This is a genomic window from Paenibacillus sp. Soil766, assembly GCF_001428105.1.
Lineage (GTDB): Bacteria > Bacillota > Bacilli > Paenibacillales > NBRC-103111 > Paenibacillus_E.
This window is the reverse complement of record NZ_LMSJ01000002.1, coordinates 65,820-90,537: the sequence shown is the minus strand read 5'-3', so window position 1 is coordinate 90,537 and position 24,718 is coordinate 65,820. Positions and strand designations below refer to the sequence as shown.

Here is a 24,718-nt window from a genome sequence, read left to right as displayed (position 1 = left end):
GTATTGTCTCCTACAATAACTCTGCATACTGCATCAGCGCAGATTCATTGATCTCAACGCCCAACCCAGGGCCTTCTGGCAATTCGTAATACCCGTTCTTGCAAACAATAGGCTCCTTCAGAAGCCGGTTCGCCGCCGGCAGCACGTTTGGCTGGAACTCAAGCGTGTAGTAATTGTGGATATTAGCGCATAGCTGCAACGTCGCAGCGATGCAAATACCTAGCCCATTGCTTAAATGTGGAGCAATCTGAATATTGAAGGCTTCCGACATCGTGGCGATTTTACGCATCTCGGAAATGCCAACCCAACCCATATCCGGCTGATAAATATCTCCGGCTCTTACGTTAATCCGGTCCTTGAACTCATAACGCGTTCGGATCTCTTCGCCAATCGCTACGGCCATATCCAGCGCCCGGCTGACTTCAGCGATTCCCTGGATATCCTCACTGGCAACAGGAGCCTCAAGAAAATCGTAACCGAGGGCTTCCAGCCGGCGGCCCAATTGAATCGCTTGCGACACCGAATATTGCTGGTGCACGTCAACCATTAATCGGAAACCGTCCCCGACCGCTTCCCTTATCGTCTGGGCGGTTCGGGCATCCTGTTCGATCCCAAAGCCCAAATGCAGCTTGATGGCGTCGAAGCCCTGTTCCTTCCACTGAATCGCCAGCTTGCCCTTCTCCGAGTCTGAATCTGCGTACAGCCCCGAAACATAAGCATGTATCCGCTTTCTTTCCGCACCACCGAGCAGCACATGTATCGGCTGGTGCAGCGATTTTCCCCACAGGTCCCACAATGCAATATCGACAGCCGAGATGGCCGTCAGCATGAACCCGGAGAAAAAACCTCGTTCTCTCATCGAGCCGTACATGCGATTCCATAAAACCTCGATTTGGCGCGGGTCTTCGCCTAGCAATAGCGGTGTCAAAATTCGCTTGATGATATTGCCGGTGACCTCAGGACCGATCGGCGATAAAGCTTCGCCCCAGCCGGTTAATCCGCATTCCGTCTCTATTTTCACCAGCAGTGTTTCCTGCTTGGTCGAATAAATTGCTTTATACTTTGGATGTCGGTAATAATCGGAGTCAGGCTTTGTAGCAGCCGAATTTATTAATTGCACGCTTTGCTTAGGGGATTTGTGAACATAGATGTCGATTGACTTAATTCTCATATTGCCCTCCGTATGTTATTTGATTAAAAATCAACCTTTAATACCGCTGGAAACAACCCCTTCCACAAACCATCGCTGAGCGAGAATGAAGATCAGGATGATCGGCAGAACGGCACTTACCGAAGCAGCCATCATTAGAGTGTAGTCTGTTCCCATTTCATCGATATAGTTCGTTAAACCAAGCGGTACCGTATACAATTTATTGTCTGACAAAAATACAAGAGGATTGATAAACTCATTCCAGTTCGACGTTACGTTCAAAATCACAAGTGAAACCAACGCCGGCTTCGAAAGAGGCATCACGATTTTTGTCCAAATCAGGAAATGGCCTGCTCCCTCTATCCGGGCAGCTTCGGAAAATTCATGGGGAATCGTAATGTAGAATTGCCGAAGTAAAAACACTGCAAACACTACGAAAACGCCAGGTACGATAAGGGCCAGGTGGGAATTGTACATGCCTAGATACTTAAACAGTATGAATCTGGGGATAAGGGTGACTTGATCTGGAATCATTAATGTTGCTAAATAAAGCATAAAAATCGTGTCCCGTCCTTTAAATACGATGCGCGAGAAGCCATATGCCGCAGCCGAGCTAATAACGACCGTACCTGCCACCGTCAATATCGTTACTTTAATGGAATTCAAGTAATATAACCAAAACGGATTCGATCCCATCCATACCGATTTGTAATTATCCCAGCGAAATACCGAGGGAATCCACTTTACGGGAAACACGAATACTTCAGCTTGTCCCTTTAAAGAGGTGGACAGCATCCAAATAAAAGGCAGGACCATCGTCAGGCTTAATGCGCCCAGCACCACTGTGAGCATCAATTTGGACACAACCTCTTTGGATGAAGACGTTTGTTTGTGTAAAAAACCTCTCATGTCGCCCCCCCTATTAATAGTGCACCCATTTCTTTTGGCCTCGCCATTGAACGATGGTAATGATGAAAATCATAATGAAAAGGATCCATGCCATCGCCGAAGCATAACCCATATCGAAAAACTTGAATGCAGACTGGTAAATATAAAAAGTTATGACGCTAGTAGCCGTTCCAGGACCGCCGTACGTCATCGAGAACACAGCGATAAACACTTGAAAGGAATGAATCATGCTTGTGATTAACACGAAAAAAGTTGTCGAGGACAGCATTGGCAGCGTAATGTGAAAGAAGCAGCCTCTAGAGCCGGCACCGTCGATTTTGGCAGCCTCATATAAATCCTTCGGTATACCTTGAAGGCCAGCCAAATAAATGATCATGTTATACCCGATGTTCGACCAAATGGTCATAATCATGATCGCGGGCAATGCCCAGGTCGAGCTGGACAGCCATCCGGGAGGGTCGCTGATTCCCAAGCTTCTAAGGAAAGCATTGATTGGACCTTGAGACGGGTTATACAAAACTCCCCACACGACCGATATTGCTACTAAACTAGAGATGTGAGGCATAAAGATTAGCATCCGGAATGTCGACTTGAGATATGCGCCTTTATTTAATGCGAGGGCCGACAGCAGAGACAAGACGATAGTCGCGGGCACCGTGACACAGGTGAAAACCAGATTATTTTTCAGACTGTCGATGAACCAGTGATCACTCCACATTTTTGTGTAATTGCTGAATCCCACAAATTCGATCCCAGAGAACCCCTCTAAAAAGTTCCAGTTGGCAAAGCTGATTACCAAAGAGAAAATAATGGGAATGAATGTAAACAACCCAAAGCCAAGCAAACTGGGGAAAATAAACAACCAACCTCGAAGTGCTTCCGATCTATTCATACTAAGTTCACCTCCTTTTGAGAAAATTATAATGTAAGCGCTATTATTCAGAAACTCACGCATCTTTGAAATACGAACGTATTTATTATTTCCTATTGAGCAACCATCCGCTCTTTAAAGGGTGTGTTTGCAATTCTTCGATATTGATCACCGATTCTTCGAGACTCAATACTTATACTGTGAAGGAGAGACAGACGTGTACTTTTTGAAAATTTTCGCAAAATATTTTGTGCTGCGGAAGCCGACCTGCTCTCCGACGTCGATCCAGTGTAACTGATTGCTTCTCAGCAACTCTTTCGCCCTCTCCACGCGAACCTTTTGCAAATAATTGACGAATGGCTCTCCCATTTCCTTGGAAAACAAGTAGCTAAAGTAATTTACACTTAGATTGGTCAAATGTGCCATGTCAGTAACCTGAATCTGGTCCATATAATGAGCATGTAAATAATCTATGACTTTACAAATCTCGATTCGATGATGCGAGGCTTTGAGAATATGCAGCGTCTCCCAAGCCAGCATGTGAAAATCGAGACACCAACCTCTTAATTGCTGGTAGGTTGCAGCTTGTGAAATTTGATTGTAGGGGGACGAATGGTTCCAGAATTGCTGAATATTCCCGCCCCACTCCTGCATCAGAGAGACCACGGTGGAAACCCATAGGCATATTTCATTTTTTATATTTTGCTCAGCGATGCACTCATCTGCATCCAACGGGAACAAACGTTCGAAACCTTCGCGAGCAATAGCTTCCTCAGGCCCTTCAAGTACCGTGTAGTATTGTTTTAAATGTTCGACGGCAAAAAAGTTTATGCTTGTACTTACGGCAGCATGCGTTCTCGCGCCGTCTTCCGGGCGCAGCGCTTGTCCATAAAAGTCCGCCTCCGGTTTCTCCAACTCGCAATCAGACAACTTGTCGGGTAGTGTGTCATGTTTGGATATCGGACGAGCTTTACCTGTGCAATCCTGAATTCGCTTGATGTTCAACACCGTTTCCAGCAGTTCGTCCGGCCCCATTAGAAATTTCTGTACGTAATCGGTTACCCCCAAGCGAAGGGCATTCCTGACTGATTCAAAATCCTCCAGCACACTAAGTATTATTATTTTCATCTCAGGAAATTCATCCCTGATCATACGTATCATCGTTAACCCATCCATTTTGGGCATCCGAATATCGCTTAGTACTATGTCTGGCAGCGTACGCCTTACGAGCTCAAGGCCAGTTTCTCCGTCGGCAGCTTCACCAGCCACTTCTATCCCATAATACTCCCAATTCATGCTCATAATCCCTCTGCGTACGAGTATCTCATCATCAATCACGACGATCTTCATCAACCATCTCCTCCTTGTGAACCGGCAGCTTGATGGAAACCACTGTATGACCATTCCCTTTATTTTTCTGAAGCTGTATTCCACAGTCCGCCCCATGCATTAATTGGATGCGATTGTGAACGTTTTTCAAACCGATGCGCGGCCCATGAGCCGATGCCGGCTGCTTCAACAATTTATGAATTTCATCGATTCTTTCCTGAGATAAACCTTGCCCTGAATCCTCCACCTCAATTAGCAAAATTCCGGAGGCAAGCTTTGTTCGAATAATCATCTCGCCCTCGCCCCTTCCGGAGAATATCCCGTGCTGATAAACATTTTCGACCAGGGGCTGTAAAGACAGCTTGGGCACCATGCAGGCCAGTGATCCCGGATTAATCTTCTCACGGACTTTAATGCTCTCACCGAAACGGTATCTCTGTATGGTCAAAAACGATCGGACGTTCTCCAGTTCCTCCTCAAACTTAATAATCTCTTGTCCGCGATGGATGCTCATATTCAATAAATGTCCGAGCGACATCAGCATTTCCGTAATGTCCTTTGTGCCTGACATTACCGACATCCATTTGATCGTATTCATCGTATTGTATAAAAAATGAGGGGTAATTTGCGACTGGAGCGCCTCCAGCTTGGCTTGTTCCTTCTGCTTATTCAGAATCACCTCATTTTCAATATGGCTCTTTAGCCTCATCAGCATGCTGTTCATGCTTCTGCTTAATAATCCAATCTCGTCTCGGGACTTCACCTCGCAGGAAACGTCCAGCCTGCCGGACTCCACCTGCCTCATCACTCTCCTCAACTCTCGGATCGGCTTGCTCAGCATCGAGGAAAAACCGATAATCAGTACGATGAATATCGTCATCGCTAATGATAATACAAGTACCGTCCAGCGGGTCATCTGATTGACCTTTCGGTACATTTCGGTGTATGGAATCATTTGTACGACATGCCAGCTCGGAATGGAAAGCGAATATGTGCTGACCAGATACAACTCCCCATTCCAATTAATCTCATACGTATTATTTCCTGCGGACCAACTCGACTTTAATTGCTCGTAAATGGCTTTATTGAGTTCCAAGTCGGTGCCCCAAATCCCGTCTTCAGAAAGCAAGAAGCCGGTCTGTTCAGAGGAGGAGCCTTGTCTTCCCAATATCTCGAGCAATTCATCTGTGGGCAAGCGAATTACCGCTACTCCCAGATCCGACAAGTTTTCGTCTTTGAGGAGCTTACCCACCGTGATAAAACCGCTTTCGGAATTGTCCGCAGTTTGTGATTGTATCGACCAAACCATATATCCGTTCTTTGCTGTAATTTGATCGATTAACTGTTCCCTAACGTCTCTAGACCCATTGGGAATGCCATACGTATAAATGTGCATATTTCTATCCTGAACTATAATTTGCGCCGTATCATCCAAAAGTGTCGTTGTTACTTCAAGAAATTTTTTATCCATCTGTTGAGCAGCATTCAGTTGATCCCGTTCGGTCATTTGGGGTGTTTCCAGCAATGTTTTCACATTGGGATCCAAAGCGATCGAATTCATCGTACTAGTGATCACTTTTAGCTGCCTTTCGAAGTTAAAATTCACCTGCTCCAACTGATTGGCCGCATCCAGCTCCACTTGTTTGCGGAGCAAGTCATTGAACTCATGATAAGAATAATAGACCGTCCCTATGGTGGGGAATAAAATTAAGAATAGGAAAGCGGCCAGCAATTTGTTGTGGAAGCTTATAAAGCCCATCTCCGTCGCTCCTATCTTTAAAATCTTGAATAAAGTTATAAGGAACTTCAATGATATTGGTAATATATAGTAATTATAGACACTTCTAGCCGACGGCTTCATTTGCCCTCGGCTTTTTCATGAACGGATTCTGAATGTAATGTTATAATAACGAATTCCACGAACTCCATTCCCTTGTACTGGTTAAAATTGAAGAACGCTTGTCGTTTCCGAATGATTGCTAAGCAAAGAACTCGAAGTTATTCCGCTTCAATCCGGTCGCGCATGAGCTTGGACCAGCGTAAAGCGATTGCTTCTTGACCCGCCGCTGAAGGATGGACAAGATCGGCGGACAACTCATTTACACTTCGCAACAGCTCCGTTCCCGCTGTGTAGATAGTCCTCGAATCACCTAAATCCTCGACTGCTCGACGGACTGCCAACCTATAGTCTAAGATCCGATCCAAACCATCCAGATCATGGTTACATAGAAATAGGTCCGTCACAAAGAGCCATCGATTACGCTTGCATTTAAGGACGGCAGAAAGAAAATCACGCATCTTATGTTCGAATACTTCTGCCGTCCACTGCCCTATCACGTTTATCCCCATCTCTAGTGATGCAAAGTCCCAATCATCGCGCTCCGCAATATGATGACCGAGGGCCAGATCCATATGTGCGCTACTTGCGAATCCCTTATTCAATAAATCCACGCCAAGTAGATCGGCGATGCGCATCGCATAAGATCCGGTGGGACGTACGGCATCACCGCCATGCGTAATGGATGAACCATAAGCCAGGTATCGACGCTGTGGTAATTGTTGCGGCTTCGGTGGAACTAGATCACCTTCTGCATCCATGAAAATAATTTTCCAATCGTATGGCAAGATGATTCGAACAACCTCCGGGTCGAAAACGAGATTATGTTCTCGGTAAAGTGCTGAAAGCTTCTCTATATGGGGGCGTTCAATCGTAATTTCAGTAAGATCCGTCCCAATCATTCTCGGTGTGACTGAATAGGGCGCCTGAAATTGGCCATAATAGACTTCTGCAGCATGCGATGAATCAAGACGCGCTTTACCTCGGCGAAGAATAATCTTCGCCTTATCACTACGCATTAAGAACCTTAGCTCCACGCCGCATGTATTTTCCGCACGGTCAACTCTGGCTGCCTCATTTAACTCCTTTCTCACTTGGGAAGGCACCCGGTTTAGAGCCCAACCCCCGCCTTGAAAAGGTACCAATTCATCAACATTGTGAAATACGATTCCCTTGAAAACTTGCAATTTTTCCACCTTCTTGTCTAATAGTAATCAACTAAGTAAGCATCTTACTGTAATGTTCTAATGTTCAACTATACAAGATAAAAGATCCGCAGTACCACACGCCCTGCTTTGACCGTTAAGTATTGAAGATAATCGGTAATCGACGCTGGGGAGGTCCCTTATTAACGAATCGTATTTCGCTGCAAATCTCGAAATTAATTATGTTGTTCTTCCCGTATAAATATCCGAAACCCATATGAAGGCAATACCAGCTTTTCTCCGCCGATGTTCCGTCCAGTCTCCCTGAAGCATGCTTCCAATTCCGCAACGTTTCGGCTTTTGGGGCCTTTCGGCTACTTTTACCTTTTATTTTCGTCGGCCGTCCCTTGCTTCAACATATACAGCATGGGGGTGATCACGAGCTTCTAACGGGCCAGCGAATGATCCATGGATAGATCAATCCCTGCAGTAGATGTTCTCTTTTTCTGAACGCATCTTTATCATACCATCGTAGTGTGAGGCGAGTAAGAAACAGATTTAGTGTCCTCTTGTACAAAATTACGCTACCACCTGTAAAAAACGTCCCTCTCCTCAAGAAGGAAAGGGGCACGAATAGCTATCAGTTGGACATGTGATTCTTTTCTGAACTCACTGGGCGACTGTTCTAGACAGAACTTGAAATTTTTTTGCAAAATAAGCCTAATTCCCAAAACCGCCCCTTGTAGTCTTCCCTTCCGAATATTGTTCACTTAGTCTATTTCAAGCCAATGACATATTCGATCGTTGTAGCGTACTGATTAATTTATCCGCCTGCTCCTGGGAAAGCTTCTTCCCTCTTTGGGCTTCTATGCTATTTTCAAAAGCATGGAGCTTGTTGATCGTAGCGACAGCGTTTGCAATTTCCAAAGAATCTGCTACCGCCTTCAGCTTCAAATTCAAATCGTTATGGATGGTCGTATCTATCTGGAAGACGATATAATAGATACTCTCCGCGACCAGGTCCTCTGCGTTCACATCGTAAACTGTGATAATCACGCTCTCGCTGTCTGTTAATTACCCGTCGCTTACTCGAATCGCTATGGTATATGCTCCGGACTTAAACTGAGGCGTCCAAGAGAACTTCGCAGTTACAGGGTCAAATACTGCACCTGCCGAGAGATTGTAGACACTGTACGTAACGGTCGTCCCTATGGTCGGGAATAAAATCAAGAATAGGAAAGCGGGCAGTAATTTGTTGTGAAAGCTTATAAAGCCCATCTCCGTCGATACAAAAATGGAAATAATGGGTAATCCATAGAAACTTCCTGCCGACGGCTTCATTTGCCCTCGGCTTTCTCTTTCTTACAGATTCTAAAATGTAATGTTATACGAAAACGCCCTCCATTTCCCTGAACTGGCGAAAATGGAAGGACGATTATCGTTTCCGAATGATTGCAAAAGCAAAGAATACGATGTACTCGAATACTTACAGTCAGCGCGCTCCGCAATATGATGACCGATTGCTCGATCCATATGTGCGCTACTTGCGAATCCCTTATTCAATAAATCCACGCCAAGAAGATCGGCGATACGATCGCGTAAGATCCGGTGGGACGCACGGCGTCACCGCCATTCGTAATGGATGAACCGTAAGCCAGATATCGACGCTGTGGTAATTTATGCGGCTTCGGCGGAACTTCTTGATTGCCTTCTGCATCCATGAAAATAATTTTCCAATCGTAAGGCAAGATGATTCGAACAACCTCCGGATGCTTTCGATAGAGTGCTGAAAGCTTCTCTATTAGTAATTTCAGTAAGATCCGTCCCAATCATTTTCGGTGTTACTGAAATTGGCCATAATAGACTTCTGCGGCATGCGACGAATCGAGACGTGCCCTACCGCGTCGAAGAACTAAGTAAGCATCTTAATGTAATGTTCAACTATACAAGATATCTTTTAGCGGGTGTCAAAACTCCGCCTCGTTCATGATCAACGCCTTGGTAGCTAGAAGGTAAATTCGGGTCCCCACTGACATATTCGGGGAGCTTAGGATATGGATAGATAGGTCTCTGGAAGCTGATCCCGTTCGGAGCAAAGCTATCTTTAAACGCTGTTCCGATGATTTTATCAGGTGCTTTTCCATGCTCGACCCATTCAACTAACGCGGTGAAAACGTCGTACTCGCTATCTTGAACAACGCTTTGAAAAACACCGAGACCGATATCGTTTAACCCCGGACCGCCACCACAGTGTCCCATCCCCGGCACGAGGAAAAACCGAAAAAACTCTTGGGTTTGGGCTAATCCCCCCTGATCTTGAATCACCCGTTCATAATAATGGAGCGCATCTTGATAAGGCACAAGCGGATCAGACAACCCTGTATACATCAAGATTTTCCCACCGAATTTCTTCATCTCGTTTAAATCGGGATTGTTAGCATTTAGAATCGGCGCTAAAATTTCATTCAATGTATCCAGATCGCGGTCAAAATCAAATCTTGTGTAATCAAAATCGGCGCCGAACACCCATTTGAACATGTATAAAAGCGACTGCGGCAGCTTTTCGGGATCTTGTTGTAACTCTAGGCCCCCGGCGCAGTTCTCACTTCCGTAAGGAAGAGGCGTGTATATCCGTTCTCCCGTTCTTGGATTGGTTGGTCCTGCATAAATTTGCTTCAGTGCGGATAATTGCTCACTTGTAAGACCATTGTTGTAATCTCCCCCGTTACAATTGGGAATCGTCTCTGGATCGAAATTGCATTTTCTAGGATCCGTTAAAAAGTTATCGCCCGGAGCACCGCCATCTTTTCCTTGATATTGCCTGACCACCTTGTGTGTAATGAAATCTATTTGTTCTTTCGTTAAAATTGTACTCCCCGGCGTTGGATTCATAGCTTTGTAATTCCATAGAAACCCGGTATGCAGGTGTGTGCGATTGTTAGCCGGAGCACCAGCAATAATTCCGTTATAATCAGACGGATAACGTTGAGCTTCCATTAATGCTTGTTGGCCGCCCGTCGAGCATCCAATGAAGTATGAGTATGAGGCTGATCTTTCATAAAATACTTGAATGATTTCCTTCGCCGCCACAGTCATCTCATGTGTAGCGCGATGACCGAAATCCGCCCATCGTTCGGGCTGGCCAATTAAAGTATTGGCATTAGGGGACGTGCCCAGGTCTGTGTTAGCAGTTGCATAACCGCGCCGTATTCCAAATGCAAGAGGCGTATAATTGATGAAACCGGCGCCCCCTCCGTTGCCCGTGCCGAGAAATTTTCCGTTCCATATCTCTTGAGGTAACCAAACCTCTATATTGATGTCTGATTGGGGAGTTGGCTTCAAATTGACAACAACACGGCAAAATGCAGGTAAGTCGCTTATGATTCTACCATCCGGCAAGGTAAAGCATCCATCAGTCACAAATTGAACATTTGTAACAGTGCCCCCTTCTATATGGACGTCTTTTAGTATATCTTCCATTCTTACTCTCCTCCTCAATAACTGCTATTGTGCAGTATATCCGCCATCAATGACAATAGCTTGACCTGTCACTCCTTTTGCATGCTCGCTGGAAAGGAACAAGGCATATTCCGCTATTTCATTCACCTCCAGCAGACGGCGTTGTGGGACCAAAGGCAGGATAATCTCCTCCAACGCCATCTGAGACGATGTGTTGTGAAGAGCCGCTACATCCTTCAATTGATTTCTTACCAGGTCCGTATCCACATAGCCGGGGCAAAGCGCGTTAACCGTAATTCCGTATGCGGCAGTCTCAAGGGCAACGGCTTTTGTCAGTCCGATGACCCCATGCTTGGCGCTATTGTAAGCCGATTTGCCTGCAAAGCCTACTAATCCGTTAATCGATGAAATGTTAATGATTCTCCCGAACCGTTGTCTTTTCATAATTGGAATAGCCAGCTTAATCATTGAAAAGGGGGCCGTGAGCATAATTTTTATCATCTGCTCAAATTTTTCCGTTGGAAAATCTTCAATGTAAGATACATGCTGCATACCGGCATTATTGATCAGTATGTCCAATCTCCCCCACTCGGACGCTATGTGGTGAATAGTTTCAGCTATTTCCGCTTCCGACGTCACATCCAATTTTACGCCATGAACATCCAATCCTAATAAACGAAGATGCTCCGCAGATTGTTCTACAGCGGCGCGATCCTTATCCGTTAATATGACTTTAGCACCCGACTCGGCAAAACGTTTCCCGATTTCAAAGCCGATTCCCCTGGCAGAGCCTGTAATCAGAACGACCCGATCTTGCACCACTAACTTCTCCTCCTTGTTAATAAGCATTCAACACCAGGTTTTCCGCCATGCGGAGCGATGGTTCTGTCATTGCTTGAATATCGTCGCATGTGTAACCTTTGGCCACTTCCATCAGCATAAGTCCCTGCGAGGTAACGTCAATAACCGCACGATCCGTAATGATCCTATTAACGACCCCTTTGCCAGTCAAAGGCAGACTGCAGTGGCTCAATATTTTCGGTTTGCCTTCTTTATTCACGTGATCCATAATGACGACGATACGTCTCGCGCCATGAACAAGGTCCATGGCGCCACCCATTCCTTTGATCATCTTGCCAGGTATCATCCAATTGGCAAGGTCTCCGGATTCCGATACTTCCATCCCGCCAAGAATGGCCAAATCGATATGCCCACCTCTTATCATGGCAAATGAATCAGAGCTATCGAAATAAGAGGCTCCCGAAATTGCTGTTACAGTTTCTTTGCCTGCATTGATCAGATCAGGGTTGACTTGGTCTTTTTTAGGGTAAGGCCCGATACCAAGCAACCCATTCTCGGATTGAAGCATGACTTGTTTAATGCTAGGAATATAATTGGCTACCAACGTGGGAATGCCTATACCAAGATTTACATAGAACCCGCTTTCAATTTCCTTTTCTGCACGGATGGCAATTCTTTCACGAACGGACCATTCTTTCATCGTTTTTCTCCTTTTGCAGTTATTATGTTATAACTCAGTGCTGAGGGTCATCTTTTCAATTCTTTTTTGTTGCTGACCGACAATTAGGCTTTGCACATAAATACCCGGAGTATGGATATTTTCAGGATCGAGTTGCCCTACTTCAACCAACTGCTCTGTCTCCACGATAGTTTTGCGTCCTGCTGTAGCCATAATCGGATTGAAATTTCTTCCCGTTTTGTTGAATGTCAAGTTCCCATTCTTATCTGCAACTGCTGCGCGAATTAAGCTGAAATTGGCTGTTAATGATTCTTCCATCATATAGGTTTTGCCGTTAAAAACTCGAGTTTCCCGACCTTCCGCTAGAAGAGTCCCCACTCCTGCTGGGGTATAGAAAGCAGGAATTCCAGCGCCTCCCGCTCTTATTTTTTCCGCCAGCGTTCCCTGCGGCAGAAGCTCTGTTTCGATTTCCCTCGAGAGGAGTTGGCGTTCGAATTCTTTATTCTCGCCGACATAAGAGGCAATAATTTTCTTAATCTGTTTATTACGCAGCAGAAGCCCCAGTCCCCAATCATCGACACCGCAGTTGTTGGAAATGATCGTTAAATTCCGCTTCCCGCTTTCTGCAAGGGCCATGATCAGATTTTCAGGAATACCAACCAGTCCGAAGCCGCCAACCATGAGAGAGTCCCCGTCTTTTATTTCCGCAACCGCATCTGCAAACGATGTTAATATGCTTTTCATTTTACCTCCCCCTCCTGTTCATATAAGCAACGCTCAACAATAATGGAAATACCTTGCCCGCCACCGACGCACAGCGTAGCTAATCCATATCTCGATTCTCTGCGCATCATCTCATAAAGAAGGGTCACTACAATTCTTGCTCCACTAGCACCAATCGGATGTCCAAGGGCAATGGCTCCGCCATTGACGTTAAGTTTGTCGTCGTTCAATTCAAAATGTTTCGAAAAAACGAGCGATTGCGCAGCGAACGCCTCGTTTGCTTCAATTAAATCTATATCTTTTATTGCCAATCCAGCTTTTCTCAAAGCTTGTTCGGTGGCTGGAATCGGTCCGATTCCCATAATAGCAGGGTCTACTCCTACAACCGAGCTTGAACGAATAATAGCCATTGGACGAATCCCAAGGGATTGTGCCTTCGCATGGCTCATCAATAAACACGCAGCTGCTCCATCGTTAATGCCGGAAGAATTGCCGGCCGTAACATTCCCGTCCTTCATAAATGCTGGGCGCAGTGCAGATAGTCCTTCCATGGTTGTGTCCTGTCGCAAATATTCATCGCTGTCTGTGGTTATGATACTTCCTTTTCTCCCTGGCACGTGTACTGGCACAATTTCGTCTTTAAATCTTCCCTCTACAACAGCTGCTGCGGCTTTTCTTTGGCTTCCGAGGGAATAGCGGTCCAGCTCTTCTCGCGCCAAATCGTATTGATTACACAGATTTTCAGCTGTAATTCCCATATGATAATCATTCTCCGCGCACCATAAGCCGTCTTTTATCATACTATCAACCAGAACTTGCTCACCCATACCGTATCCAGTCCGTGCTCCTTTGAGCAAATACGGCGCTTGACTCATATTCTCCATTCCGCCAGCTACGATGAAATCGTACTCGCCGCTTCGGATGGATTGATACGCCAATTGAATGGCCTTTAGCCCGGAACCGCATACTTGATTGATCGTTGTAGCGGGTATCTCGGTGGACAACCCTGCCAATAGAGATGCCTGTCTTGCCGGATTCTGGCCAAGGCCCGCCTGCAGGACATTGCCCATCAGCACTTCTTGAACCAAAGAAGCCTCTATGTTCGCACGTCGCATTACTTCTTGAATGGCAGCTGCCCCAAGTTGAATGGCTGAAAATTCCTTGAATACACCATTAAATTTCCCTATCGGTGTTCGGGCTGCACTTACAATTGCAACCTCGGTTTCATACATATGATGGTCATCTCCTTGAAATAGTAATTACAACGAATAGATGTAACGCTTACATTAAAGTGTACAGCTCAACAATTTATGTGTAAAATTATAAAAATGAATGAGATTTATTCCAAAATCGAATATATAGGAGAAGATTAAGGATGGATTTTCAACACTTGAGCTATTTTATTGAAGTGGTGCGGCACGCCAGTATTTCAAAAGCGGCTCAGACCCTGCATATTACACAGCCCACTTTAAGTAAGATTATCAAGAACCTTGAAGACGAATTAGGGGTTATATTGTTTAACCGCTCAACAAGGCATATTCAATTGACAGATGACGGTGACATTTTTCTAAAATTTGCCCATTTAACATTATCGATGGCTGATGACCTCCAAGTATCCCTGAATGACGGAAAGCTTTTAAAGAAGGGAAAATTATCGTTAGGGCTCCCTCCTGTAATTGGTGTTAGCTTCTTTCCGCATATTATTGCAAAGTTTCGAGACCTATACCCTGGCATTCATCTTCACCTGATTGAGGAAGGGGGAAAAATAGTTGAACAACTTTTACGCGATGCAAAAATTGATTTGGGAGTGGTCGTACTTCCTGTAGACGAAAGTCAATTTGATTTCATTCCTCTGGTTGAACGCAAACTTTCGTTAATTGTGAATTCGAATCACGCTCTCGCCAATCAAGAAATTGTTCATTTATCTGAGTTACGTAACGAATCATTTATTTTGTTCAAGGAGGGGTTCTCACTTAACGACAGAGTTCGAGAGGCGTGCATTCGAGAAGGGTTCGAGCCTATTATTTCTTATGAAAGTTCTCAATGGGATCTAATTAGTGAAATGGTAGGGGTCGGATTAGGCATCGCTTTGCTGCCGGAGACAGTTTCAGGAAGAATACATACCGAATCTGTCAAAGTCATTCCGAAGACGGTTCCTCATATCAGTTGGGATCTTGCTATCATATGGAGTAAACAGCATTACCTTTCCCATGCGGCGAGAGGATGGATCCAGTTTATAAGAGAATGGGTATGGCTACAGCGGAACATGATATGAATACAAGGAGGCTGCCCATAGCAATTAAGGACAGCCTCCCTGTATTTCTTTTTAAAATATCCAACAAAAACGGGACACTTAATCATACCTACATCATATATTGCCTGCGATTAACGCACTTTTGTGAATAGCATGTTGCCCACTGAACTTATTAATTCCCGCTTAACAAATATTGGGCATCTCTGAGCAAGTAGCTAGCGGCTTGGCTTGCAATGTGTTTTCCGCTTTGGGCTTTCACAAAATTCACTAAGGCAGCCAAATTATTCTCCGCCAATTTGCTTTGCAGGCTTGTTGCGATTCCTGCGTTATCGATCCATCCCATACTCTTAAAGCGTGTGACCAAATCTTGTATAGATTGAATGCTAGTTGTTGTCTGGAACAGGACGGTTTGTGTGCTCATATTCCCCGCCAAGTCACATGCCGTTACAATAAAGGTGTGTGAACCAAGCGGCAGCGTATATAACGAAACGGTAGCTCCTTGCTGCATGGGTTGTTGAACGCCATACGTACTTAAGGTGACCGTCGTTTTGCTGTTGTCCACGCCGGACAAGTTATCACTAAGCGTAAGGATCGGCGTAATATTCATGGAATCGTTGAACGTTCCATACGTCACACCGGATACGGTAATCGTCGGTGCAGTCAAATCCAAATTGAATCCGATAGTATTTACCGCTTCAACATTGCCGGCGTTGTCCATCGTACGGTAGCTCATCGTATACTTGCCGTCTTCGTTAAATGTGACCGGATCCGTGTAGCTTTGCCATGTGCTCCCGCCGTCAAGACTGTACTCCGTCTTGGCAACACCCGAGAGATTGTCATACGTGCTTAAGGTGACTGTCGCCGGAAGTACTTTCCAACCGTTACTGCCGTTTTGCGTTCCAGGATTAACAGTCGCGTTTGTAATAGGCGCCGTTTTATCTACCTTGAATGTGATAGTTTGAGTTTGCTCGGCATTGACCGCCTGACCAGCGATGCGATAACCGACCGTATAAACCCCTTCTTCGAAGGCTGGAATGAAGCCCGTGTAAGTGATCCAATTCCCGCTGTTTACATTGTATTCTGCGCTGCCATAGGTCGATATCGTTACGTTAACCGGTACCGTATACCAACCGTTAAGTCCGTCTGTCGCAGCGGGATTCAAGGATGCCGAGATCGGATATATTGCGGATACGACCATTTCGTCGAACGCAACCTCCGTACGATTGGTCATTAAGCCGGCCGTTCCTTCCGACAGGCTCGAATTAATTGCCTCCACCATAAAATTGCCGTTCACGTAGAGCCTGATCCGAGTACCTGTGAATTCAGCGCGCAAAAGTATCTCATCACCAGTCTTAATGACTCCCGCAGGGACGGATGCCAACTTGGTGAGTGTTCCACCTACCTTGGAATATATCACGTACTCGCCTGTGTAATAACCGGCGTAATAATAATTATTAATATCGGTAACCCTGCCCGTGACAAATATTTGCTCCAGCGAGGTACCCGTGTATTTGGCCTTTGCCGAAACGGAGTAATCTCGCCAATGGAATCCTGCGGCCAGGTATGTTCGGCTGAGTCCAGAGTTAATGGACCGGATTTGCCCCGTATTCAACCAGCTGAATCCTGTCTTGACAGCCCAATTCCCTCCATACCCTGCGTCGAAGTTATCCATGTATAATGAAGCGGCACTCGCTTGACCACTTGCTTCGTTGGATGGCTGGCTTTTGCCCGTCTCATTCACCGCCGTTACCGTGAAGTAATAAGGCTCCTCTGAAAAAGTAATCGGCACCTCGTAGCCAGAGGACGTCACTCCCTCTATCTTGGAAGTATATACCCCTGAGGACAGTCCATATTGAATGATGTAGCTTGTATTAACTGGAGCCGTGGTGAAATTTACAACCAGGCGATTACCTGACGGTGTAATTCCTAGCACTGTAGGCTGCACCGTTGTATTTTTCAAAGGCGTTAACGACATCTCATTGGATAGTCCACTCTCTCCGTCCGGGGTGACAGAAGAGATTGCAAAATAGTACTTCGTACCGTTGACGAGATCCGGAACAGTCGTTGTTAGAGGGCGTCTGGTGTTCAAGACCTGTGTATAGTGTCCGGGCTCGGATCCGTAATGAATGTTGTAGCTTACAGCATCCAGGATTTTGGAGTAGTTCAGCGTGAGCTCACCATCTCCTATGACAATGGACTGAAGCTCCGGCGGCGTAGGCGCCAGATTCTTCACCACCACCGCGTCGAAGTACGCGTCGCTTTGCCGTCCCATGAATCCGATTCCGCCCTGCGCATACTCGGTATCGGTTGCATTAAGCAGGAGATTGCCGTTGATTGACAGCTTCAGATTGCCTCCGCTCATATCAACCTCGAAGCGGTAAGAACGATTGGCATCCAGGGCATACGTCGCTTCCGCAAGTGTCGTCACGGTATCGCCGTTGCGCTTCTTGATGGCGATCTTCTTCCTTGTATTGTCGTAGGCCATCGAATAGTAGTGAGTGTCATCCACAACCCTTCCGAGCAAGCCCACTTCGTTGGCAGCGTTGAACTGGAGCCATGCCATATAGCTGATATCCTTGAAGCTCATCTTCGAATAGGCCACCGAGTTATCGGTCACACCGGATAGCTTCAGCACTCTCTCCGACGGGTCGGTCAGGCCGGTCGGTTGTTTGGTATTTGCGCTTTTCTTGATATTGTAAGGCACAATGGTCTTATATTGCGGAGCCCAGCTGCCTCCCCGCACATTCCACTTACTCTCCAGACTGAGCGCCGGATCTGTGGCGGCAAGATCATAATTGAAGGTGTCATTCCACGCGGGAAGGTCAACCAATCCGTGTGCAACCGTAAAGTCAGTCATCAAATCATTGTCCGCGTAATACATTTTCGCGCTGGTGGAAGATACCGTGAAGAAGCCGTTGACCATTTTAGTATAATAATCGTCCAATCCTACCTGTTGCCGTTGTTCAATAAGTTCTTTGGCCTCCGGATAAGAGGTGTTATCCAAATACCCATAGTATTCGAATAAGCTCCGATTTAACAAAGCAGGATCGATTCCGAGCCTGGAATAGACCGAGCTCTCACGGTTACCGCCGGAATCGCTGGAGTGGAATTCCTTGGACATTCCCAACTGTCCCATATAATAGCCCTCTTCGGCAGGATGCACGAAGTTGAACTGCTCCATCACCGAGAAGACCTGTATCGGATCCTCCAGAAGCTGTTTCATCGTAACGGTTTTGCCATCAGAATTCGTATAATACCAAGACGCATTTCGGACCACAAGATTGATGTCGGTAGCCGCTGTTTTGACAAAGGCGTCATGAATACGTGTTAACCCTTGGGCATCAAGTTCGGAAATAAAATTGTTGTGATTGTAAGTCCTGAGCCAATCATCAGACTGGGCAAGCCCCAGGATCATCTGAGCAGAAAACATCACTCCGAAGAGTGGCTCCATATAGTTCGGAGCAGTATGGGGCCAGCTGTTCGTCCCGCCATCCATCTCCGGGCGGCTTGCGCCGCTTGATCTTGGCTTGTAGGGACCTTTGCCGCTAAGTACATAAGCGCTGGAAACCAGCTCCGCCTTCAAGAAGGTAACCAGCTTGCTCTTCTCCGACTCTGTGAACAGATTCATAATATCCTGGTGCGTCCATACCAGCGCCAGCCCATAGGTCAAGTAGATGTTGCTCCTTGCATCCAGTCCTCCGAATACATCAGGCACATAGTCATATTCCGTGACCATCTTCCGGACAGCGCCGGTGAATGCCTGAACGATATCTGGACTCCGGTCTCCACGGGCAAGCTCCGTTGCAAGCACCGTGAATTTCCTGTATTCCGCGTTGAGCACTCCCCGATCAGCAAGCGTTTTCATATTCAGTGTCAATGCTTTCTCAACCACGTCCGTATGGAACCCTGGATAATTGTATTCAGGCAGACGGGAACTCAATAACTCCGTCTCCGTTACGCCAGTCCGTACGTTGTTGAATTGATCCTTCAGAGCACCTGCAGCGACCTTGACCCGCACTTGGCCGGTAACCTCCTGCTGCAGATCCAAGATCAGGGAGTTGTTGCTCAACTGTGCTCTGTCACTGGTGCCGAGAGGAACGTAGCCGTTGCCGTTCCGGTCGATGGTCACCGCAGCTTTCAAATTCGTCGTTGCTGCTGCAAGGGATTCGTTAAACCGGAGGCTCACTCTTTTATTCACGGCATACAAGCTGGCTCCTTGATAGACAGGCGGCTCAAAATCGAGATGAATAATTGCGTTCACAAGTTCTGATCGGTTACCTGCCGCATCCTTTAGAGTGCCTGCAGCAATACGGATGTTCGTCCCATCCGGGATTGCCTGCCCCAAGGTCAGAACAAGCTGACGGGCGCTCAACGTTACGGTATCTCCTGCTGCAAGGGGCACATAGGAACCATCCGCTTTGGATATGGTAACAGCTGCCTTAAGCGCAGCGGCATCAGCCAGACTGTTTATCACGTCTTCATCGAATTCCAGAGTGACTAGCTTGTTCAAATTTCCAATCTCCGAACTGCTTAATACCGGTGCAGCCGCATCGTACTGAAGCGCAATTGTAGTCTCGGCAGTGGCATTTCCCATAGCATCCTTCAGCGCTCCCGCAGCCACCCGGATTTTGGCGCCAGGTACGGCTAATCGGCTCTCCAGTGCGACGGTTACGTCGCTTCCGCTAATCGTCACGGAGTCATTCGTCGCCAAGGGCTGGAATCCCATTCCGTATACATCCATGGTTACTGCGGCTTTCAACGCAGATGCATTCGCCAAATTGTTTAAGACCGGCTCGTCATAATGTAAACCGATGACAGCATTCTCTCCGCTGACCGCGGCCCCGGTTGATACAGGGGCGTTCCGATCGGTAGTAATAAAGAGGTATGGACGGTTTGCCACGGTTGTAGTGTTGCTGCTTGCGAAGTAAACCTTCTGATTCTGTGACCGAAGAGCGATAGAAGCAATCCCATCCGTCTGCTGCTGGGACTTGATATAATCAGTGAGATCCCACTCGTACCAACCGGCACCGTTGCCTACCCATGTTTTAGTCAGCAGAATGGAGTTCAAGTATGCAGATGTGGTCCCCAGGGGAAAATCTATCCGGTTGTCCCAATTTAGTGTATTTTCATTCCAAGAATCACTTAATATTTTGTACACGCTTACAAAACGGTCCGACGTAGTTGTGCAATTTGTGGTGCAATACATACGCAGAACCGCTTTGTCATAGTCACCCAATTGGCTCAGATCGAACTTCATGATTCCGATCCGATGATTTAATTCATTCGTTACGGAAAAAGTGTCATTGTATCCATAGAGACCAATTACGGAGCTTCCGCCAAAAGATTTAGCTTGCATGCTATCTTGCGTCTCGCCTGCGGGCAGGGTCGGAACACCGCCATCAATGTAGGTGTCCTCCGTAGGATACAGTGTTCGATTGACTTCAAGCGGTACCGCTGCCTCAGCCTTGGATTGACCCAGGAACTCCAACGGAGCAAGTCCTAACATCATCACTGCGACCAAGAATACACTGATAATCCGTTTCCACTTTTGATACACGATTGATCATCCCCTTATCTTCAATGCAATGTTGGAATTACGATCCGGAAGTGGGACTCCCGTGCAACGTTTTTGCGTATCAGGAGTCCCCGTTAACGGATCCGCCGATTTAACCATTATTGTCCTCTCATTCAGCTTGAGCGGAACCTCCGGTGCGGCGACATACTTCTTGCTGATGTACTCGTCGATCCCTTTTTGAGCAATCGAGTTCGTTCCCAATCATGACTTTGCTGCTATTTCTTGTTTGCCCCCGCTTGCATAATGGCGACAATTTGCTCTGCCCCCAGTTCCTTCAGCTTGGCAACAAACTTGTCGTAGTTAGGCTCAATCGGCTCTGCTCCCAGCACCCATTTTTGCAGAGTTTCCTCCACATAAGTCGCCAGAGGCCCCGACAGTTTACTGTTGGTCTGTCTGTCTTGCTCGCTCAAGGTTAAAGGAGGTGCAGGGGGAACAATATATTTTTTGTTGATATATTCATCAATGCCCTTAAGCGCAATCTCATTAGTCCATTGTCTTTCGTTTTCATAGTCCTGAGCGAAGCCGATCTGCTGCTGAGCCCCGATCTTGTTCAGCTCATCCGCCACGCTGGGCTTCGTCAGAATATCGGCATTCAATTGTGGCTTGCCGTTTACCATCGTATACGTCTGGCCTTCCACTCCGAAGTTCATCAGCCTGCTTCCTTCCTCGGTGAACCAGAAGTCGAAATACTTGATCAGTTCCACTGCGTATTTCGTATGGGAGGAAATTCCCCAGCTCATGGTGTTTCCATTAGGATAAGGGCTCCGGGACGTATATTCCTTTATGACGCCTGTGGGACTTGCGGGAGGCGCGATAGGCACAAAATTGAGGCTCGGCACATTGCTCTTCAGACTGGTATTATAATTAGCCGTGCTGGCGAAGAAGTCGTGGGTCAGACCACCTTTATTGTCACCCAGCAAAATTTCCCGCGCTTTGCCGCCACGTGTGAAGATTTCCTTGTCAATCAGGCCTTCTTTATACCATTTGGCCAGGGTGGTTACGGCTGTTTTGAATTGCGGCTCCAGAGGGCCGTATACTCTCTTGCCGTCCTTGCCGTATAGCCCCATTTGCGTATCCCACAGCGCCAATAAATCATAGATGCCGTACCGGTTGTCCCGGTTGAAATATGGAACCTCATCCGCAGCGCCGTTGCCGTTTGGATCCTTTTCTTTAAACGCCTTCAGCACCGTATACAGCTCATCAACCGTTTTCGGTTGCTGCAGCCCAAGCTTATCCAGCCAATCCTTGCGGACAAACCAGCCTTTCTGCACCTGTCCACCTTGAACATACGGAATGATATACAGCTTGCCGTCCGTATTCAAGGCAGCCTTCTTGATTAACGGATTATCCGCAAAATACTTTTTGATGTGCGGCGCGTACTTATCGATAAGCTCATCCAGTGGCTGCAGGCCGCCCTCCTCGGCCAGCTTCTTCAACGTTCCATCATAGAACTGGATAATATCAGGCAGATTTCCTCCAGCCACCATCAGATTGTACACTTCATCGCTGTTGGTGGATGACTTGGAAGCCGTTCCCTTCAGCGTCACATTGGTCAGCTCCGCCGCTTTTTTGAAAACTGGCCAGTTGCTGTCGAATACTCGGTTGCCATAATAATGCATATGGATTGTGGCCTCAATTGGCGTGTTGCTTGCCTTCGAAATGGCCTCCGGGACAGCGGACTTGCTTGCTAACGGGCTTGCCGAAGCGCCGTTCTTAGGCTCGTCTGAGGAACAACCTGTCGAAAGTGCTGCCAGCAAGGCGGCTGCAGTTGCTCCGAAAACGATTCTTTTTGTTGTAAACATGTGTTTCTGCCTCCCTATTATTTTTTTTCTTTTCTGTTACTAGCGGCAGGGCCTCTCCCGCAATTGCTTATCCTTTGACTGAACCGATCATCACCCCCTGCACGAAGTATTTTTGAATAAAGGGGTATATCACGATGATTGGCAGCACCGCCACCATGATAGTAGCATAGATCACTGTTTCAGGAGTCATGCTGGACCCTACATCCTGTATGCCCAGCATCTGGTCGCTTGCCCTCATCTGGACAACCAGCTTGGTCAACAACACCTGCAAGGGAATCTTGTCCTCGTCTCGCAACAACACCATGGCCCAGAAGTAGCCATTCCACTTCCCCACGGCATAAAATAACCCCAGAGCTGCATAGGCTGGCTTGGCCAGAGGCAAATAGATTCGCAGGAGGATTTGAGCGCCGCCCGCTCCGTCAATTCTGGCAGCCTCTTCCAACTCATCTGGAATCGAGCTGAAGAAGGAGCGCAGAATGAAGACATAGAAGGTACTCACGGCAAATCCGATAATCAGCGCCAGCCTGGTGTCGATAAGACCCAGATTGCGAAAGTTCAGATAGACCGGAATCAGTCCGGCTCCGAACAGCATGGCAAAGGTAATGAAGAGAGTGATGGGCTTCCTGCCCAAAAGCCTTTTTTTCGAAAGCGGATACGCTCCCATGGTTGTAAAGGCCAGATCCACCGCCGTGCCCACTGCCGTATAGAACAGCGTATTGGCATAGGCGAGCCATAACCCTTCGAAATGGATGACCTTTTTATAAGATTCCAGGTTCACCCCTGAAGGCCATAACCACACCTTTCCATGTGAGACTGCCTCTCCTGTGCTCAGGGAAGACACGAGAACATACCAGAAAGGATATAGGGTGGCAAAGGCAAGCAACGATAAAAACAAATAGTTGAATACGTTAAATATCTTTTCCCCGTTGGATAATTTATTCATGTGCCCCACCTACCATAATGAAGTCTCCGAAATCCTCTGCGATAACTTGTTCGCCAAAAAAACCAGCGTCAGCGACACCACAGAGTTGAATATTCCGACGGCTGTGGCGAAGTCATAATGACCCTCTTGCAAGCCGGTCCGGTATACATATGTGCTGATGACATCGGCTGTGGCATACGTAGACGGCTGATACAATAGGATGATGTATTCATAGCTTACACTAAGCAGGCTGCCGATTTTAAGGATCAGCATAATGATGATGGTTGGTGCGATACCGGGCAGAGTGACATGGAGCACCCGCTTCCATTTGTTGGCCCCGTCGATCTCCGCCGCCTCATACTGCTCCGGATTGATGCCGGACAATGCGGCAATGTAGAGGATGGCACCAAAGCCCACTTCCTTCCATATGCCAGAGGTAATGAAGATCGTCCGGAAGTACTCCGCTCTGGTCAGGAAGTAGATTTTGTCAAAACCAAGTTGGTCGAGGATCAGGTTGAACAGCCCGTTTGTAGGTGCAAGAAAGTTGGTGACCAGCCCCGCGATAATCACGATGGATACGAAATGGGGCAAATAGGTAAGGGTTTGTACAATCCGCTTGAACAGGCCATGCCTGATCTCATTGAGCAGCAGTGCCAGCACTATGGGTGCCGGAAACGAAAAAAGCAGACCGTAAAAGCTGATGATAAAGGTATTTTTCAAAAGCCTCCAAAAATACGGGTTTGTAAACAATTCCTGAAAATGCTTAAAACCGACCCACTCGCTGCCCGAAACTCCTTTAAAGAGCTTGTAGTCCTTAAAGGCAACCTGTAAACCGTACATGGGCATGTATTCAAAAACCACGTACCATGCAAGGAACGGAATGAGCAGCAAATACAAGAAGCGGTCCTGGATCAACGTCTTCATGATGACCATTGCCGGACTCTTCCTTCGGGCGGTGTAACTGGCGGATAATTTCTGGTTGATTTGTTCCATCTCTTTCTCCTTCTCCTCCTCTATATTTGTAAACGCTTGCTTGCCTTGCAACAAAACTCTAACACCCTGTAAAGCGGAACGTAAATGTCCAGAATCCAAGGTTTCATGTACAATACCTGTGATCTCTCGTGTACTTCATACCCCGGAGTGCGGATTTCCCGTACCGTTCTAATAGCGGCTCTTCACTATAAAAGAAAGGAAAACACCATTAGATGTCTTCCTCCCGAAATTTAACGAGCCGTTACGTTCCAACGTGTCGGTGAAACCAT

20 protein-coding genes are annotated in these 24,718 nt (G+C 46.8%); 1 reads left to right on the top strand and 19 read right to left on the bottom strand.

Annotation, left to right across the window (positions count from 1 at the left end; genetic code table 11):
• Nucleotides 1-10 precede the first annotated feature (10 nt).
• The 14 genes from ASG89_RS02255 to ASG89_RS02190 all read right to left on the bottom strand — a co-directional run bounded on the left by ASG89_RS02255 (nt 11) and on the right by ASG89_RS02190 (nt 14,135).
• Nucleotides 11-1,171 carry a mandelate racemase/muconate lactonizing enzyme family protein gene (locus ASG89_RS02255; RefSeq protein WP_057308675.1) on the bottom strand — a complete coding sequence of 387 codons (1,161 nt, stop codon included), beginning with the start codon at nt 1,169-1,171 and terminating at the stop codon, nt 11-13.
• 30 nt (nt 1,172-1,201) lie between these two features.
• Entirely contained in the window at nt 1,202-2,059 is an 858-nt protein-coding gene (locus tag ASG89_RS02250) for a carbohydrate ABC transporter permease (protein WP_057308674.1), read from the bottom strand.
• A 13-nt stretch (nt 2,060-2,072) separates the two neighbouring features.
• Nucleotides 2,073-2,951: a carbohydrate ABC transporter permease gene (locus ASG89_RS02245; RefSeq protein ID WP_057308673.1), complete on the bottom strand. Its 879-nt coding sequence runs from the start codon at nt 2,949-2,951 to the stop codon at nt 2,073-2,075.
• A gap of 165 nt (nt 2,952-3,116) precedes the next feature.
• On the bottom strand, nt 3,117-4,280 hold the full coding sequence (locus ASG89_RS02240) for a response regulator transcription factor (RefSeq protein ID WP_057308672.1): 1,164 nt from the start codon (nt 4,278-4,280) through the stop codon (nt 3,117-3,119).
• A complete protein-coding gene (locus tag ASG89_RS02235; RefSeq protein WP_057308671.1) occupies nt 4,261-6,018 on the bottom strand; it encodes a sensor histidine kinase in 1,758 nt (585 codons plus the stop codon). Before ASG89_RS02235 ends, ASG89_RS02240 begins: the two co-directional genes overlap by 20 nt.
• A gap of 239 nt (nt 6,019-6,257) precedes the next feature.
• The gene (locus ASG89_RS02230) at nt 6,258-7,283 is read right to left on the bottom strand and encodes a GDSL-type esterase/lipase family protein (RefSeq protein ID WP_057308670.1); all 1,026 of its coding nucleotides are present in this window, start codon (nt 7,281-7,283) and stop codon (nt 6,258-6,260) included.
• 738 nt (nt 7,284-8,021) lie between these two features.
• On the bottom strand, nt 8,022-8,297 hold the full coding sequence (locus tag ASG89_RS02225; protein ID WP_057308669.1) for a hypothetical protein: 276 nt from the start codon (nt 8,295-8,297) through the stop codon (nt 8,022-8,024).
• Between the two features lie 18 nt (nt 8,298-8,315).
• Nucleotides 8,316-8,582 (bottom strand): hypothetical protein, encoded by a 267-nt coding sequence (locus ASG89_RS02220; RefSeq protein WP_057308668.1) that lies wholly within the window; start codon nt 8,580-8,582, stop codon nt 8,316-8,318.
• A 218-nt stretch (nt 8,583-8,800) separates the two neighbouring features.
• Nucleotides 8,801-8,989, bottom strand: a complete 189-nt coding sequence (locus ASG89_RS02215; protein WP_162259668.1) for a hypothetical protein — start codon at nt 8,987-8,989, stop codon at nt 8,801-8,803.
• Between the two features lie 193 nt (nt 8,990-9,182).
• The gene (locus ASG89_RS02210) at nt 9,183-10,721 is read right to left on the bottom strand and encodes a tannase/feruloyl esterase family alpha/beta hydrolase (protein ID WP_057308666.1); all 1,539 of its coding nucleotides are present in this window, start codon (nt 10,719-10,721) and stop codon (nt 9,183-9,185) included.
• Between the two features lie 24 nt (nt 10,722-10,745).
• Nucleotides 10,746-11,549, bottom strand: a complete 804-nt coding sequence (locus tag ASG89_RS02205) for a 3-hydroxybutyrate dehydrogenase (protein WP_414813236.1) — start codon at nt 11,547-11,549, stop codon at nt 10,746-10,748.
• Complete coding sequence (locus tag ASG89_RS02200; protein WP_057308664.1) at nt 11,539-12,201, bottom strand: 3-oxoacid CoA-transferase subunit B; 663 nt, start codon at nt 12,199-12,201, stop codon at nt 11,539-11,541. The genes ASG89_RS02205 and ASG89_RS02200 overlap by 11 nt, the downstream gene beginning before the upstream one ends.
• Before the next feature lie 27 nt (nt 12,202-12,228).
• Nucleotides 12,229-12,924: a CoA transferase subunit A gene (locus tag ASG89_RS02195; protein ID WP_057308663.1), complete on the bottom strand. Its 696-nt coding sequence runs from the start codon at nt 12,922-12,924 to the stop codon at nt 12,229-12,231.
• A complete protein-coding gene (locus ASG89_RS02190; protein WP_057308662.1) occupies nt 12,921-14,135 on the bottom strand; it encodes an acetyl-CoA C-acetyltransferase in 1,215 nt (404 codons plus the stop codon). Before ASG89_RS02190 ends, ASG89_RS02195 begins: the two co-directional genes overlap by 4 nt.
• A gap of 143 nt (nt 14,136-14,278) precedes the next feature.
• Here ASG89_RS02190 and ASG89_RS02185 point away from each other — a divergent pair, with 143 nt between their 5' ends.
• Nucleotides 14,279-15,178 (top strand): LysR family transcriptional regulator, encoded by a 900-nt coding sequence (locus ASG89_RS02185; protein WP_057308661.1) that lies wholly within the window; start codon nt 14,279-14,281, stop codon nt 15,176-15,178.
• A gap of 151 nt (nt 15,179-15,329) precedes the next feature.
• Here the strand turns inward: ASG89_RS02185 and ASG89_RS02180 are convergent, their stop codons facing one another.
• The 5 genes from ASG89_RS02180 to ASG89_RS02160 form a co-directional block, all read right to left on the bottom strand.
• On the bottom strand, nt 15,330-20,714 hold the full coding sequence (locus tag ASG89_RS02180) for an OmpL47-type beta-barrel domain-containing protein (protein ID WP_057308660.1): 5,385 nt from the start codon (nt 20,712-20,714) through the stop codon (nt 15,330-15,332).
• A gap of 6 nt (nt 20,715-20,720) precedes the next feature.
• On the bottom strand, nt 20,721-20,933 hold the full coding sequence (locus ASG89_RS02175) for a hypothetical protein (protein ID WP_057308659.1): 213 nt from the start codon (nt 20,931-20,933) through the stop codon (nt 20,721-20,723).
• A 14-nt stretch (nt 20,934-20,947) separates the two neighbouring features.
• Nucleotides 20,948-22,534, bottom strand: a complete 1,587-nt coding sequence (locus ASG89_RS02170) for an extracellular solute-binding protein (protein WP_082592607.1) — start codon at nt 22,532-22,534, stop codon at nt 20,948-20,950.
• A gap of 67 nt (nt 22,535-22,601) precedes the next feature.
• Nucleotides 22,602-23,477, bottom strand: coding sequence for a carbohydrate ABC transporter permease (locus ASG89_RS02165; RefSeq protein ID WP_057308658.1), 876 nt, complete (start codon nt 23,475-23,477; stop codon nt 22,602-22,604).
• Nucleotides 23,478-23,486: 9 nt separating this feature from the next.
• Complete coding sequence (locus ASG89_RS02160) at nt 23,487-24,503, bottom strand: ABC transporter permease (protein ID WP_235549564.1); 1,017 nt, start codon at nt 24,501-24,503, stop codon at nt 23,487-23,489.
• Nucleotides 24,504-24,718: the final 215 nt, after the last annotated feature.

Coding starts and splice junctions, on each gene's coding strand:
- ASG89_RS02210 (WP_057308666.1), bottom strand. CDS start 10,721: ATGGAAGATATACTAAAAGACGTCCATATAGAAGGGGGCACTGTTACA.
- ASG89_RS02195 (WP_057308663.1), bottom strand. CDS start 12,924: ATGAAAAGCATATTAACATCGTTTGCAGATGCGGTTGCGGAAATAAAA.
- ASG89_RS02250 (WP_057308674.1), bottom strand. CDS start 2,059: ATGAGAGGTTTTTTACACAAACAAACGTCTTCATCCAAAGAGGTTGTG.
- ASG89_RS02200 (WP_057308664.1), bottom strand. CDS start 12,201: ATGAAAGAATGGTCCGTTCGTGAAAGAATTGCCATCCGTGCAGAAAAG.
- ASG89_RS02185 (WP_057308661.1), top strand. CDS start 14,279: ATGGATTTTCAACACTTGAGCTATTTTATTGAAGTGGTGCGGCACGCC.
- ASG89_RS02255 (WP_057308675.1), bottom strand. CDS start 1,171: ATGAGAATTAAGTCAATCGACATCTATGTTCACAAATCCCCTAAGCAA.
- ASG89_RS02245 (WP_057308673.1), bottom strand. CDS start 2,951: ATGAATAGATCGGAAGCACTTCGAGGTTGGTTGTTTATTTTCCCCAGT.
- ASG89_RS02170 (WP_082592607.1), bottom strand. CDS start 22,534: ATGTTTACAACAAAAAGAATCGTTTTCGGAGCAACTGCAGCCGCCTTG.
- ASG89_RS02190 (WP_057308662.1), bottom strand. CDS start 14,135: ATGTATGAAACCGAGGTTGCAATTGTAAGTGCAGCCCGAACACCGATA.
- ASG89_RS02165 (WP_057308658.1), bottom strand. CDS start 23,477: ATGAATAAATTATCCAACGGGGAAAAGATATTTAACGTATTCAACTAT.
- ASG89_RS02235 (WP_057308671.1), bottom strand. CDS start 6,018: ATGGGCTTTATAAGCTTCCACAACAAATTGCTGGCCGCTTTCCTATTC.
- ASG89_RS02220 (WP_057308668.1), bottom strand. CDS start 8,582: ATGAAGCCGTCGGCAGGAAGTTTCTATGGATTACCCATTATTTCCATT.
- ASG89_RS02205 (WP_414813236.1), bottom strand. CDS start 11,549: ATGCTTATTAACAAGGAGGAGAAGTTAGTGGTGCAAGATCGGGTCGTT.
- ASG89_RS02240 (WP_057308672.1), bottom strand. CDS start 4,280: ATGAAGATCGTCGTGATTGATGATGAGATACTCGTACGCAGAGGGATT.